Origin of the sequence: Leuconostoc miyukkimchii (assembly GCF_019656055.1) — a bacterium.
In the GTDB taxonomy this organism is placed as follows: Bacteria; Bacillota; Bacilli; order Lactobacillales; family Lactobacillaceae; genus Leuconostoc; species Leuconostoc miyukkimchii.
In genome coordinates, this window is sequence record NZ_BPKY01000009.1 from 1 (window position 1) to 14392 (window position 14392).

Consider the following 14392-nt stretch of genomic DNA (forward strand, 5'->3'; position numbering starts at 1 on the left):
GAACGCAAAATTGAAACAGTTAGCGCCAAAGAATTAGATCAAATTAATCATTGGATCAATGCGAGACCAATGAAAACGCTCAACTGGCAATCACCACGAAAGGTTTTTCAGCAGTTCGCAGTGTTCGGTTAATTCTTGCAATCTACCAAATGCATAAAAGATTTCTAAATCCATAACCGATACGTTTGAGTTTTTTTATCTTTCCAATGGTCTCTTCAAGAGGACCATTGGATTATGACATTGTACAACTATTCTTTATATAATTTAAATTCTTATGTAACGTTGAAATAGATGTATTCATAGCGATGCCAATTAGACTTGAGTACTTTATATAAACGGGAATGTTTATCATTTATTTTTTTAAGACAACTGATTCTAACTTGATCCAATGCCCGGCTATATAGCTGAACTATATGAAATCTATTAACTATTATTTGAGCATTGGGAAAAATTTTATGAATGACCGACTGGTAATTAGCGTTCAAATCAATAGAGACAGTCTTAACTGCTTGTCGTTCTGACAAGCTATAATTTTTTATAAAGTGTTCAATAATTGTTTTAGACAGTCGATCATGAATAAACTCAATTAGATGATGATGTTTGTGTATCAATAGCTATAAAAGTAAATATACCGTTAACTGAACGAAATTCAGGGTAGAACATCTAAAGGTATGGATGGTGTCTTTTTGATGTTCTAAAATAGTTTTATTAATAAATGGTATACATAAATAGAGTTGATGGCAAAATGCCTATCAACTCTATTTATCGTACAGCCGGCGCTGATGTCAAGATTATGGACAGGTTTTTTCGGCACCGAGAGTTGCCGGACTCCGAAAATTTTTCAAAACCCGGATTTCAGCTTAAAACGGCGTGATTTCTGGGTGTTTGTGTAGGTGGAACAGGGCCGTATTTCTAAACTTCTTTTATGGTTTATTATACCACTTAACAAAAAAACAGCCCCCATTATCTAACCAGTAGATATTGGAGGCTGTTTTAATAGTCTTTTTGAGGGGCGATAATGTAAAAATAGACCCTCTTATTGTTAAATTAATGTTCTAATTTTATATGCTAAACCAGGGAAAGCCATTATCATCTTTTCTTTCCAAACCTCTGGATCAACATTAATTGCCATAACAGGAATTAGTGCATTGATATCATCTACTGCTGTTTGGCTAATTTCAGCAGCGCCCACGAGATGATTTTGCTTGTCAAAGACTAATGATAATCGTGCGTGATCATCTGTTCCAGCATAAAAAAAGTCACCTTGAGTAATATCAATATCTTTAATTGAATAATTACTGTCTTCCTTTGCTTTATCAATACTAATTCCAGCTTGAGCGAGTTGGGGGAATGTGAACGTAACGGTTCCAATTACTGGGTACCTAAGAGGTTCAGTTGTTTTATTAGTAAGTAAGGCACTTAAGTAGTCTGCTTCAAACTGTGCCGTAGAGGTTAATGCTGGTGCGGTTTTATCAACAATATCGCCCATTGCGTAAATGTTATTTGCTGATGTGGTCAAATATTTATCAACTTTAATTCCGCGGTTGCTGTACTCTACACCAGCATTATCAAGTTTCAATGCATTAATTTCAGGAACTCTACCACTGGCATTAATAACTTTATCAAAAGTGCCAAGGTTGCCGTTAGCTGATTGAACCTCATAGCCAGTTTGTGCTTCGGTAACAGCTGTAACATTTGTGTTAAATATAAAATTAATACCAAGTGAGTTTTTCATTTCATCAACTAACTGATGAACGTGTTGGCTGTAAAATCCCTCTAGCGGTTGGCCGGATCGGACAATAACGGTTACTTTAACCCCGGCAGCAGACAACAATGTAGCAAATTCCATACCAACGTAACCACTTCCGATAATTGCGACGTTCTTTGGAGTATCTTCGAGTTCAAAAAGGTTAGTACTAGTAAGTAGGTACTCGTGGCCAGGAATGTTAAGAGGATGCGGCTTTTTTCCGGTTGCGATTACAAAATTATCAGCAGTGATTTTTTTATTATTAACTTCAATGGTATGTTGATCAACAAATGATGCTTCACCCTTGATGGTAGTCGCACCCAGGCCTTCATACATACTTTGCATATTATTTAGGAATGACGCCATAGCCTTATTCTTTTGCTGAATAAGTTCTTTCCAGTCAAGCTTAGCTGGTTGAGTAATTCCCTTACCTTGCAAACGCATTGAAGTTAAGGTTGCTCGTGCTGCTCCTTCTAAGAAAATCTTGGGTTCGCAGCCTTCGTTAGGGCAAATTCCGCCAAACCGATTCTTTTCAACAACCGCGATTTTCTTTCCGCTATTCTGCATTCCCAATAGGAAACGATAAACTGATGGCCCACTGCCAATAACAACGTAGTCAAACTTCATTTATAGCTTCCCTCCATTTATTTTGTTTTCTTCTTCTTATCCTCAGTTTGCTTTTGATGTTCAGCGATAGTACAACCGTCTGGCCCACATACAGCAGCATCATTATTATCGCCAAATATTGTATTAAATTGTGGCTTATCTTCGGCCATCGTAAATTCCTCCTAATTTTCTTCTTCTTGAACTCGCTTTAAGGCTTTAACAAAGACTTCATATGGTTGGGCACCACTAATTGCATACTTATTATTGATTACAAAAAAAGGTGCAGCATGAATACCGGATTGTTGAGCCTCTGCCTCGTCATTGACCACAGCTTGATGATATTGGTTAGAATTAAGCACTTTTTCTACTTCGTCTTTAGCAAGCCCAGCTTCCATTGCCGCATTTAATAGCACATCATGGTCAGAAATCGATTGACCATCACTAAAGTAAACTTGGTAGAAGCGTCTAATTACTCGTTCAGTCAAATCAGGATCATTTTTAGTTTCTGCGAATTTAATAATCCGGTGCGCATCCATACTATTTGTAGGTACTACACTGTCAAGATCCATTGGTAGACCATCGTTATGCGCCATTTGTTCGATGTAAGCCATTTGCTTTTTGGCCTGTGGCTCCATTGCCTTATTTCCCTGAGTGAAGTGATTAATGTATCCTTCATCGGTTTCCTTTGGTGTTGCAGGGTTAAGCTCGAATGATTTGAACTCTAATTCAGTTGTGTCATAAATACCAATTTCCTTCATTGCTCGTTTCATTCGGTTAGAACCGATATAACAAAAGGGGCAAGCAATGTCTGACCAATATTTGATTTCCATAAAGTAATTTTCCTCTCTTTAATCTTTAACCGTTTGCCGATGCTTTATGGCTTCGAAATATTCAAAGGCGTTTTGCCCAGCAATACCACCATCGCCAACCGCAGTTGTAATTTGCCGCAGTTGCTTTTGCCGGACATCACCAATTGCATAGATTCCAGGAATTGTTGTTTCCATTTGATCGTTAGTTATAATCCAACCAGCTTGATCGGTAATATTTAAATTATTGAAAATTTGGCTATTTGGAAAGTTACCGACATAAACGAAAACTCCATCAGTGTCTAGGGTTGTATCATCACCGACCTGATTGTTATGAATTTTTACTCCAGTAACATGATTTTCATCACCTAAAATCTCTGTCACACTAGTATTCCAAGTGAAATCTATCTTATCGTTATCAAAAGCACGATTTTGTAATACCTTTTGTGCCCGTAACTGATCGCGACGATGAATGACATTAACTCCATCAGTGACATTAGCTAAGTACAATCCTTCAGAAATTGCTGAATCACCACCGCCAACTACAGTCACGTTCTTTCCTTTAAAGAAAGAACCATCACATACTGCACAGTAAGAAACCCCTTTTCCGGAGAACTTTTCTTCACCTGGTACACCTAATTTTCGATTATTAGATCCTGTTGCAATAATTACTGCGCTTGCTACTAACTCGTCACTATCGGTTTGAATATGCTTCATTTGTTGATCATCAACGGTAACGTTTTGGACATCACCATATACAAAATTTACTCCGGCCTTAACGGTTCCTTGATACATTTTCTCACCAAGTTCAGGACCCTTAATTGTTGTAAAACCAGGGTAGTTTTCAATGTCATCGGTGTTGTTCATTTGTCCACCATAAATACCGCGATCAAGCATTGCTACATTTAAATTAGCTCGTGCTGCATATAAGGCAGCGGTCATTCCACCAGGACCGGCCCCAATCACTACTACATCATATTTCCTCATTAAATTTCACTCCAATCTACTTATTAGTCGTCACGTAACGCTAATCCCTTATCCAATGAACGATTAACAATGACTTCTTGTGCATCAATAATGGTTACCCACTATATAATCTAAATAGTCTTGGTCTTTATGGGTTTCAGTTTTCTTATTAAGGAGTCGGACATAACTTTCAGTTGCTAACGTCCCCATACCGCCAAGAATAGTAAAAAACTTCTTCATTATTTAATAGTGTTGGTAATGAAATTTTCGACTTCTTCTTTAGTCTTCCGATCTTTATTGACAAGTCTTCCGATTTCTTGCCCATCTCTAAAAATAACGAAGCTTGGAATACCAAAGATATTTAGTTCTTGAGCCAATTCGGTATTCTCATCACGATCGACACTGATGAAAGTGTAATCTTTGAATTCTTGTTCAATTTCTGGTAGATGAGGCTTGATAAAGCTACAATCAGGGCACCAAGAAGCCATAAAAACTAAAATATATTTTCCATTCTTCAGTTTTTTATCAAATTCTTTTTTATTCATTACTGATAGTTGTTCCATTCAGCTTCTCCCCTCTTAACCTAATTAGTATATTGAGCAAGAACGGTTTTAAGTTGGTCCTTACTTTGGAGGCCAACCAGCTTATCAACTACTTGGCCATCTTTTTTGATAATTAAGGTTGGAATAGACATAATTCCAAATTCCATTGGTGTTTCTTGATTTGCATCTACGTCCATTTTAGTGATTTTGACTTTATCGCCAATTTCTTTATCAAGTTGTTCAATAATCGGTCCTTGCATTCGACATGGAGGACACCAAGTAGCCCAAAAATCAGTTAATGTAACACCGGTACTAGTTTCTTTCACAAAGTCTTTGTCAGTTAAGTTCTTAACCATAAGAGTCGCTCCTTTATAGGTAATATTTAATTAAAGTTGTTAATTGTGATTGATCAATAAAACGGGTAATTTTTTCAACGATTCTTCCATCACGCAGCAAAATAGTACTGGGTACGGAATAAACATTGTATTTTTTTGCTAGTTCTGGGTGAGCATCTGAATTCACTACCCGAACGTTTAAATATGAATTAAAGTCATGGCTAATCTTATTTATTATTGGTCGCTGCGTATAACACTGGGCGCACCAATTATTCTCAAAATTAATTAAGGTTAGCGTTTTATCAATAGTAGACAAGTTATGTCACTGCCTTTCAATCATTCAATTGTTTACTTGAATAGTTTAATAATATCATATACTTTTTGTAAGTCAATATAAAAGCACGATTTAATCAATAAATGACTAAATCGTGCTTAAACTGTTTATTCTGTTATTTTATTCCAATCATAGTGACTTGAATTTAAACTAACTGCGTCAAAACCATTTTTATTTAAGATCTGTGTGGCAATGTTGGAATTAGCACATAGTCTTCCACGGCAATAAACAATAATCTTTTGATCTTTAGGTAATTTGGGCATTGATTCTTTTAATGTTTCCAATGGGACATTAATTGCCGATTGTATGTGGCCTGCTGCATATTCATCAGAAGGTCGTACATCAAGGACAAAGCAATTTTTGTATTCTTCTTGAGCTTGCTTTAACGAAATGGTTTTAACGTTATCTTGAGCGTCTGATTTATCCTGAATTGTTTTCATATCTGAAAGTTCACTGTTGCCAATGTCGGTTAATAGGTGCACAAGATCACTAATTCTGGGAGAACTAAGGCTATAAATAATATGATTGCCTTTTCGTTTTGTTTTAACCAGATGACTGTCCTTCAATATTTGTAGATGGCGTGAGGCGTTAGCTACACTTATTCCGACCCCGTTGGCAATAGTTTCAACTGATTTGGGTGCTTGAGTTAAAAGATCAAGAATTTCTAATCGTCGATCACTGCTTAGCCCCTTACCAATTTTAGACAGTTCTTCATATAGTCCATTTTTGTAGTTAACTGCTTGTTCAAACATTTTCTTCCCACCTTTTCAACTATTTTGTTGAATAGTTTACCAATTTTCCTATGAAATTGAAATTCAATATTATTAGTTAATAAATTAATGGGCCTTGTCTTTTTAGATTTAGGAGTCATCCTATAATTATAGACCCTATAAAACACTGATCAAATTCATTAGAAAGCTAATAAGTTGCTTTTTGCTTGATTAATACTCTAAAATAAGGGTTTTTACCATTTATGGATAAGTCTTTATTATCATTTCCCTTTCTAAACTGTATGATATCAAATTGATTAGGATTAAATTTATGCAAAAAAGTAATAGGTACACCTACCACTCCAGTATAATCCTGTGGAATATCTTTTGTTTTGTTTACATTTATAGCATCATAATTATCATAGGTTGGATACTTATCCTCATTACCATAATAATACTCCGTCAAAGGAATACTTTTGTGTCTATAAGAATGATCCAAATTAGTTAACCATAGAGCATTATTTGGCGAAATGATTCTGTTACCTGAAGAATCTATAGATGTCTCTGTCCCATATAGTTCATAATGATTTGGAACAATAAAACCAGATATGCCTCTGCCCATATTAACTCCCATCCACGCCTTGCTATCTTTTATTAATTTAAATATTTCTTTGTACGTAATCGCATTAATGTTTCCTATAACTAAAAATTCTTTGCCATAATTCATTATTTGAGCAATATGTTCTCTAAATAATGAAAAAGGCGGATTAGTTACAACTATATCGGATTTTTTGAGTATATCTATACTTTCAGGGCTTCTAAAATCACCATTATCTTTAAAATAAATTACATCTTTTGATCTAGGAATTATGGGTTCATTAGGTGCGCCTGTATATTCATAATAAAATCCTCCTGATTTATTATTAGGAAATTGATTGAATAGGTTTAATTCATTATCAACATAGCAAGATGCTATTAATTTTTTTAATCCAAGTTTATTAAAATTTGTAGCGAAATATTTATAAAAATTGCTGGTCATTGGATTATCAGTATTACAATAAATAACTTTTTCTTTAAAATAATCAGTATAATATTGTAATTCGTTTTCAATGTCTTTCAGTTGAGTATAAAATTCATCGTTCTTATTTTTTTTTGCCTGCTGTAACAGTTTATTTCCATTTTTTCTCATTGACAATAGATTCCTCCATCATGAATTTGTAGTTATTTGTTTAAATAAATCTTTCCCTAATAATTGAAGCGCAGTTTTAGCTACCTCTAACATGATTGTCCCCATATCAATTGGATCCCAGTCACTGCCATCACCTGTTGTATACATTGAAGCAGCCTGCAGCATGATTGATTGACTATCAACATGTATAATTTTATTTTTACATAGGTTAACATTAAAAGGCATACCGTAGTTAGCCGCAGTCAGTCTATCTAATCGGTTTAACATTCCTGAGTCATATTGTAGTGTGACAACCCGACCATCTGGTCGAGTTACTTTGATGGTCTGCGTCAAAAAATTTGAACCTTCTAAAAAAATTACATATGGAAAATGAACTTCATCTATCATAAAATTGGCTATTTCAGAAATATTCTTATGAGATCTTTCTATAGCATTCCCAGCAGCCATAAGATCTTGGTTATTTTTAGATCCAACTAATTGCCCGTTTTCTATGTTTTCAATATCTTTACCTTGATACTTAGCCTCCGAAACAAGAACTACTCTCCATCGATCAGAATCATCCATTACTTCAATTAGACCACCATCAGGTATTATTGAAGCATTTCGAACAAATAAGGATTGTCCTAAATATGTATCTATATTATTCAGTTTTTGGTTAATCTCAGATTTTAATAATTTTGTTCTATATCTAAACTGTAAACTAGGGTACTCATCTTCTAAAGTCTGTAAAACTACTTGAGCCATATCTCCCACTGATAAGTCATGTTTTTTAGCATTAGCTCCAAAAATGCCTACCACACCTTTTGAAATTTTATGTTGGTCTGTTAGTCTAGTAGATTGATTTTTTACCATAATATTTAATCCTTGCTATAATCATTTACTTTTATATTGTAAGTTTTATTCAGAATCTTACGGGAAATATAGTCGATATTATGACATATATTTATTTTCACGTTCTCTAAAGGCATCATTACCGCCCTCAAGAATCTCAATAACATGCTCCCTAATGCTCTTTGATTCCAATGTTGTTTTAGAATGACTATCTGAAAGTGTATTTTCAAGTGAACCGTTAATATAGCTAAACTGAACACCATCTTTATTTGGTGTTTTAGATGAATTTTGATTAGCTACGATAACATTTTCAGTATCAGCCCCAACCACAACATTCGGATTATGAGTTACTAAGATGATTTGACGGTCCTTCTTCTTTGATTTTAAATATTTTGTAAGTTCTAAATAGATTGATCGGTTATCTAAACTGTCTTCAGGCTGATCAATAATGACTGGCTTTTTATCCTGGCTAAATTCTAAAATCAATGTCAAAATAACAAATGCTTTTTTCCCTTGAGACATTTGAGAGAAATCATCATCTTCATATTTCAGAATATAGTTTAATTTTGTCCAATTTATAGATAACACATTTTTCACCAAAGTATTTTCATTACCGTTGTGATTAAAACTTAAGTTTCTTTCAGAAAAAATAGTATCTATTACTGCGTCAGGGTCCTTATCAAATTCGCTTATAAATTTATCGTTTTCAGCATTTCTACCTCGAAGGTATTGAATTTCACTTTCAAAAGGAATATTTGAGAAACTTATCGCAATTTCAATTTTACCATCAGCTGGTTTTGCTTTAAATGTACGTTCTAACTGATTTCGATATTTTTTAAAATTCCTATAAACATCACGTATTTCATTTTGTTTTACTACTTTTTTATTGTCTAGTTTTGATTTTTCAGATTGAAATTTTGTAAAGCTTGCTAATTGTTCTGATTCAATTTTTTGTTGGTTAGATAGAGTTTCTAATTCTTTATTATTTTTAATGTTTGCTTGACCTTTTACATAGTCAGCAGATGTAATGATTTTGTCAATAGCTTCTTGGGCAACAATCATTTGCTTGTTTTGTTCCGTGTCAATTGATATTAATTCTTCTTGCCATTTTTGGTTGACTTCCTGTTCTAACGTAATTAAAACATCACTTAATTTTTTATTATATTGACTATCGTCAGTCTCTGAAATAGGAATTTTTAAACTAATACTGTTGGCCCTTATGAATTCTAAACTTTTTAAATTTGATTCCGCTAACCGCTTCCTATTTACTTGGTATCTTAAAATATCAATAGTTTCCCGATATTTTTTTTGCTCATCAGCACTAAAATTGATTTTTTCAGATTGTTCCTTTATTGCTTCGTCAATTTTTTTTAGTTGCTTTTCGATGCCAGCCTTATCACCTTCTGGTTCTTTTAAATTTTCTAACTGATTATTTATTATTTCCAATTCTTCAAGTAGTTGCCGAATAGCTGAAAAATTTTCTTGTACACTTTGCTCAAAATTGATTATTTTTTGATAGTTTGATTCATCCGTCTCCACTGTTGAACGAATTAACTTATTTCTGTCTTCGTCTTTTTCAGCCACCCTAATCATGTAATCTTGTGGAATAAACTCAATTTTTCGATCGTTATTTACTCCAACTCCATCCTGCCAATAAATATTGAAGTTAGCATTGTTAAAAGTATACATGCCGAGTCCAGTAGTTGGATCTTTGGGAGTGAATAATTCATGGTTTAATTGTTGAGCGATAGAATTGGTTAGTGTTGATTTCCCATTCGAACGGCCTCCAATAACTGTATTCAAATTCGGATTAAAAAATATCTTGGTTGTATCAGTAGAATTTAATTGACTAAATTCGACGTAGTCAATTACAAGATATGGCCTTTTGAGTTCAGGCTTTTCTATTGATATTCCAACTCGATTTTCGGGTTCAAAAATAATCTGACGTAACCCTTCGAACGTTGTATCAGCTTTTATCCAAGTAAATTTTTCACCAATTTCGTTAAGAGCATGTGCATCTGAGCTTTGAAGTAAGGGCCTAATATAGGGCGATTCTTTAAGCCAATATTTTCTATCACCAATGAGATTATCTTCATTGTCACTGGAGTGCAAAATTAAGTCCGATTTTCTAGTGATTTCTTCATAAACCGTGTGTGTTTTTTTGTCAGACTCAGACGTTGCATTTCCGTGCCCACGTGATAAAAATCCTTTTAAGTATTTTCCCCTCAACCCTGAACCATCTTCAGAAAGCTTTTCTAACAGTTTATCTAAATTGATTGAAGCCCTATGCTCAATATCATCATGAGTTAATTGATTAAATGCTACTTCAGAGCTCCCTATTTTAGCTTTTGAAGAAGCTAAAAAATTCTTTATATTAATGTCAGGCAACTGATTATCGAAAATGATATGATAGTCGATCATCTGTCCTGACTTGTTAACATTTGATAACCTAACTTCAAGATTTAGGAAGGTTGTAATGCCTTTTTCTTCAAGCCTTTTTTTTATTTCAAAGTCTTTATCATCAAATTTAAAATAATTCGTTAAGCCAATCACAGATAACCCAGAATTAACGATAGTATCAATAAATTGACTGATTTCATCATCTCCAATTATCCCCTCATTATTGTGCTTATATTTATTATCCAACCATGTAAATGGTGAATGTAGATGTAAATCCCATTTGCGCCACTCTGATCCACGACTCGGCTTGTTATCCATTGCGTTCTACTCCTGATATCTGAATTTTAACAATTTATTCTTTAACTCACTAATTGTAATCCTTTACATTGTATATTGAATATTATTTTCTAATGTGCCACCATTTTTTTATTTTATTTGGCTTCTTTGCTATATCGCTTTTATCATTTATATCTTTATTTTCAATAGGTTTTACTGGATTTTTTAATGATTTTAAATCTTTAATTTCAGACTGATATTCTTCCAATAATTTTTTATCTTGTAAGGCTAGTCTTTGTTGCTGATCTAACAAATTTTGCATTTGATTGATTTGCAAGTCTTTATTTTCTAGTTGTTTATCTTTAACAGCTAATTGTTTATCCCGGTTCTTTTTAATTTCCTCAATTTCACTACGTAAATATTGGTTAATATCCCACTCTTCCTGTTTGTCTGTTTGTCTCCTGTTTGTCTGTTTATTTGTCTCTGTTTTGTTTGTCTGTTTGTCTACTTTGCCTCTTATAAAACGCTGCTCATCTACAGACAAAACAACAATACCTTTGTCGTTTGTTTGTCTACGTTTGTTTGTCAGTGATTTTATATGATACTGAATAGCCTGTTTTGAAACTCCCAATTCATCAGCAAGTTCTCGGATTGTTTTTAAATTGTCACTCATGATCTATATCCTGCCTTTTAACGATTGGTAGATACTGTTCAATCGATTTTTTAAGATACTTAGCAATATTCTTTTTCGAATAGTCATCTTGTTTATCTCTGATATAGGCTAAGTGTTCTTTCACGCCCTTTAAACCACGTAACTCTTTTAATTCGTCATAAAGTGGATAAACATTTTTCTGTAACCCTGACAAAATAGCCGTATCCGTCAAATCAATATATGACAATAAGAAATGTTCCATCAGCAATTTTGTATATGGACTTTTCATAGCTTCGTACACGAGGTCTTTTTCACTTTCTTCTTGCCTTATCTTATCGTCAATATAAGTTGGATCATCTAACTTGTAACTAATATCATCTGCCACCTGCTTTTTAGTGATATGAAAGACGATACTATCAATGCTGCGTCCTTTTTTAACTTTTTCGTATATAACATTAAAGCTGGTATGATTTGTGATTTCTGCTAGAGGTTCTTTCAATACTCTCGTTTCAAAGTGAGTGAATCGTTTGTATTCTGTTATCGTATCAGTCATTTCTCGTAACTCTTTCATACCAATTTCAGGATTACGGTACCTGTCAATTTGTTCTTCTCGGCGTCCACCTTTAACACTATAGTGCTCGTATTGGTTGTAATTCATCGACAACCAACGATACAAAATAACGGCATATTTACTATTCAATTCGGAAATTTCTGACAAGGCATGTTGTGTAAAATTGGTTTTGAGGTTAATTAAATAGGGCATAATTTCAGGACTAAATCGAATTAATACCTCATCATGATAATCTGTCCATTCTACATATGGAATTGGCACAATGCTAACAAACTTAAAACCTTTATCTTGTTCTTTTTTAATCTGAAAAAAAGCCTGTTTTTGCATTTTTTCAATTGCCTCTTTAAAACGACTATGCTTATCGTTGTCATCCACTTTAAAGAAAGCAAACATTTCTTTCTTTGATAAATAAACCGTCTGATCCTGAGGTGGATTGTCGGTATCAATTAAAGACACCGCTAGTTCAAACATTTTGAGTGGTGTCTTATCCATCTTGGCAATGGATGTGATTAAACTATTATGTTCAACGACTTTTCTTTTTGATAATTCATTCAAGGTCTGTAACTGCCTTGTCTTTGATTCTGGTATAATAGTCATATAAATACACTCCTTTGGGTGTGTTGTTGGATAAGCATAAAGAAAAACTTTTAGACGGGAATTTCTTTATGCTTTTATTATAACATTATATAGCCACTTATTTTATTTTTTTGTGGCTATATACACAGTTTTTTGTGGTTATGTACACAGTTTTTTGTGGTTATATACACAGTTTTTTGTGGCTATATAATACGTGAATGCATTGTTATTACTGTATTTATAACTACGCAAAAGAACAAAAGATTAAAATATAAAAGATAAACTTATAATAGGCTTCGCCTTTTTATTGATTCAATAAAAAACAAAACAAAAGAACACGGTGTACATAAATTTTGTACAGGGTGTTCTTTTTGTTTGGCATTATTTTAAATGATGGATTACTGGTTATGTAACCTGATTGCCACTTATTAAGCCAATAGCGACGTTTTAATCTATTTGATGACTATTTCTACGTTTCGTAGCTAAAAACGCTTATCCGGGCAAATAAGCCGTTATAACGTTAAAGACTTGGCCCCTTAAAAATATCACGTGTCAATTCAATGATCCGATTGATTAATGCTTTAACTTGTTCAATACCCCAATCTAATCTAGTTGGCGCTATTTTGGTATCCGGATCTGCTCTAGCTGTCGTCAGTGTTTTTAACCATGACTGGGCTACTTTTTTATTTTTTGTGAGTTCTTCATGATCCAGCTTATAAAGAACAGACCGGGCCTCCACATCAGTATGCGATAGCTTTTCGACACCATAATCATTTTTAAGCATGTCTCTCATGGCATAATCCAGCTGTTGCTGTTCTCGTTGCCGCTTCTGTAGCGCTTGATGCGTTTCTTTTAGGTTTTGATAATCAGCTTGGATGTCAGCTAATTGCGCTTTTACTTGTCCTAACGTTTGCTTGAGTTCTTCCGTCTCATGCTGGCTTTGCAAGGTGGCTTTCTTCATCGTGGCTAACACGTTTTTAAAGCGATCTAAGTCATCTGGCTTCAGCACCGTCTTACCAAATATATTTTTAGATAAGTCTTGTTTAAACGCATCAATTTGTTTTTCGGCTAAGTCAACTTCCGTTAAGGATTGATCCGTGATTTTAAGTACGGCCTGTTTCGCACGAATGTTGTCTTCAATATCGGCTAGTTCCGTTTTTAAGGCATTAAACTGATCATTGTATTTTTTGATTTCAGCGACATTCTCAAACGGTAAGGTTTTGTTATTTAAAATCCCTTGTTCATAAAATGGCAGCACCTTTTTTAAATCCTGATCTAGATCCTCATGAAAGCTTTGCAGATCATGTCGCGTTAGGACTTCTTTAGCGGATACTTTATAACGCGCTTTTTTTGCATCAAAAACCACTGGTACAAAGGCATAGTGCAAGTGAGGGGTTGTCTCGTCATAATGCACGACAGCGGCCACGGCATTTTCTTGACCATAACGTTCATTCAGAAAATTAGTGGTTGCTTCAAAAAAGGCGCTCTGTTGCTCGTAGGACGCTTCTGCAAGTTCTTCGGGTAAAGTGACTATCCACGTCGCTAACGCCTTCACATCGTCTCTTTTCATGTAATAAACGTCATTTAAACGCGCATTGAAGCGTGAAAGCATATCAGAACCATCTGTCATCAGATCTTGATTCAGATAAGTTTTCGACACATCAATTTCTTTGTTGGTGTGATGGTCAGTTTTACGTTCAAAATGAACGGCTAAACCAGGCACTGCACCACGGGTATTTTTCTTTAAATGCGCCATCAAAATTGCCTCCTCGAAAAAGGTTTTCCAAGACCAGTATAACACCGTTAAAAATCTGGTATAGCCTGTTATACCAAAATGATATTTTGGACAGG

General features: G+C 34.2%; 15 protein-coding genes and 2 pseudogenes. 1 reads left to right on the top strand and 16 read right to left on the bottom strand.

Annotation, left to right across the window (positions count from 1 at the left end; all coding sequences use genetic code 11):
* Positions 1 to 132, top strand: a pseudogene (locus K5Q13_RS09120) (IS30 family transposase); the annotation flags it as partial.
* A 140-nt stretch (positions 133 to 272) separates the two neighbouring features.
* On the opposite strand, the gene K5Q13_RS09695 reads toward K5Q13_RS09120, so the two are convergent.
* From K5Q13_RS09695 to mobV, 16 genes and pseudogenes are all read right to left on the bottom strand, one after another.
* Entirely contained in the window at positions 273 to 611 is a 339-nt protein-coding gene (locus K5Q13_RS09695) for a transposase (RefSeq protein ID WP_220741385.1), read from the bottom strand.
* Positions 612 to 1042: 431 nt separating this feature from the next.
* The gene (locus K5Q13_RS09130; protein WP_014335307.1) at positions 1043 to 2374 is read right to left on the bottom strand and encodes a dihydrolipoyl dehydrogenase family protein; all 1332 of its coding nucleotides are present in this window, start codon (positions 2372 to 2374) and stop codon (positions 1043 to 1045) included.
* A 17-nt stretch (positions 2375 to 2391) separates the two neighbouring features.
* On the bottom strand, positions 2392 to 2523 hold the full coding sequence (locus K5Q13_RS09655; RefSeq protein ID WP_014335308.1) for a hypothetical protein: 132 nt from the start codon (positions 2521 to 2523) through the stop codon (positions 2392 to 2394).
* Between the two features lie 12 nt (positions 2524 to 2535).
* Positions 2536 to 3183 carry a DsbA family oxidoreductase gene (locus tag K5Q13_RS09135; RefSeq protein ID WP_014335309.1) on the bottom strand — a complete coding sequence of 216 codons (648 nt, stop codon included), beginning with the start codon at positions 3181 to 3183 and terminating at the stop codon, positions 2536 to 2538.
* Positions 3184 to 3201: 18 nt separating this feature from the next.
* Complete coding sequence (trxB, locus tag K5Q13_RS09140) at positions 3202 to 4146, bottom strand: thioredoxin-disulfide reductase (RefSeq protein ID WP_006844822.1); 945 nt, start codon at positions 4144 to 4146, stop codon at positions 3202 to 3204.
* A 90-nt stretch (positions 4147 to 4236) separates the two neighbouring features.
* A pseudogene (locus tag K5Q13_RS09615) lies at positions 4237 to 4365 on the bottom strand (aspartate racemase); the annotation flags it as partial.
* On the bottom strand, positions 4365 to 4688 hold the full coding sequence (locus K5Q13_RS09145; RefSeq protein ID WP_014335294.1) for a thioredoxin family protein: 324 nt from the start codon (positions 4686 to 4688) through the stop codon (positions 4365 to 4367). The pseudogene K5Q13_RS09615 and the gene K5Q13_RS09145, both read right to left, overlap by 1 nt.
* 20 nt (positions 4689 to 4708) lie before the next feature.
* The gene (trxA, locus tag K5Q13_RS09150; protein ID WP_006844824.1) at positions 4709 to 5023 is read right to left on the bottom strand and encodes a thioredoxin; all 315 of its coding nucleotides are present in this window, start codon (positions 5021 to 5023) and stop codon (positions 4709 to 4711) included.
* A 13-nt stretch (positions 5024 to 5036) separates the two neighbouring features.
* Positions 5037 to 5318, bottom strand: coding sequence for a thioredoxin family protein (locus K5Q13_RS09155; RefSeq protein WP_014335295.1), 282 nt, complete (start codon positions 5316 to 5318; stop codon positions 5037 to 5039).
* A gap of 125 nt (positions 5319 to 5443) precedes the next feature.
* Positions 5444 to 6088, bottom strand: a complete 645-nt coding sequence (locus tag K5Q13_RS09160) for an ArsR/SmtB family transcription factor (RefSeq protein WP_071952486.1) — start codon at positions 6086 to 6088, stop codon at positions 5444 to 5446.
* Between the two features lie 166 nt (positions 6089 to 6254).
* Positions 6255 to 7235, bottom strand: coding sequence for an adenine-specific methyltransferase EcoRI family protein (locus K5Q13_RS09165; RefSeq protein WP_220741386.1), 981 nt, complete (start codon positions 7233 to 7235; stop codon positions 6255 to 6257).
* Between the two features lie 18 nt (positions 7236 to 7253).
* Positions 7254 to 8087 (bottom strand): EcoRI family type II restriction endonuclease, encoded by an 834-nt coding sequence (locus tag K5Q13_RS09170; protein ID WP_246574247.1) that lies wholly within the window; start codon positions 8085 to 8087, stop codon positions 7254 to 7256.
* A 78-nt stretch (positions 8088 to 8165) separates the two neighbouring features.
* Positions 8166 to 10784, bottom strand: coding sequence for a TrlF family AAA-like ATPase (locus tag K5Q13_RS09175; protein WP_220741387.1), 2619 nt, complete (start codon positions 10782 to 10784; stop codon positions 8166 to 8168).
* Between the two features lie 82 nt (positions 10785 to 10866).
* Complete coding sequence (locus tag K5Q13_RS09180; RefSeq protein ID WP_246574249.1) at positions 10867 to 11415, bottom strand: winged helix-turn-helix transcriptional regulator; 549 nt, start codon at positions 11413 to 11415, stop codon at positions 10867 to 10869.
* Entirely contained in the window at positions 11408 to 12562 is a 1155-nt protein-coding gene (locus K5Q13_RS09185; protein WP_192269946.1) for a RepB family plasmid replication initiator protein, read from the bottom strand. Before K5Q13_RS09185 ends, K5Q13_RS09180 begins: the two co-directional genes overlap by 8 nt.
* A 499-nt stretch (positions 12563 to 13061) precedes the next feature.
* Complete coding sequence (gene mobV / locus K5Q13_RS09190; RefSeq protein ID WP_220741388.1) at positions 13062 to 14297, bottom strand: MobV family relaxase; 1236 nt, start codon at positions 14295 to 14297, stop codon at positions 13062 to 13064.
* Between the last annotated feature and the right edge of the window lie 95 nt (positions 14298 to 14392).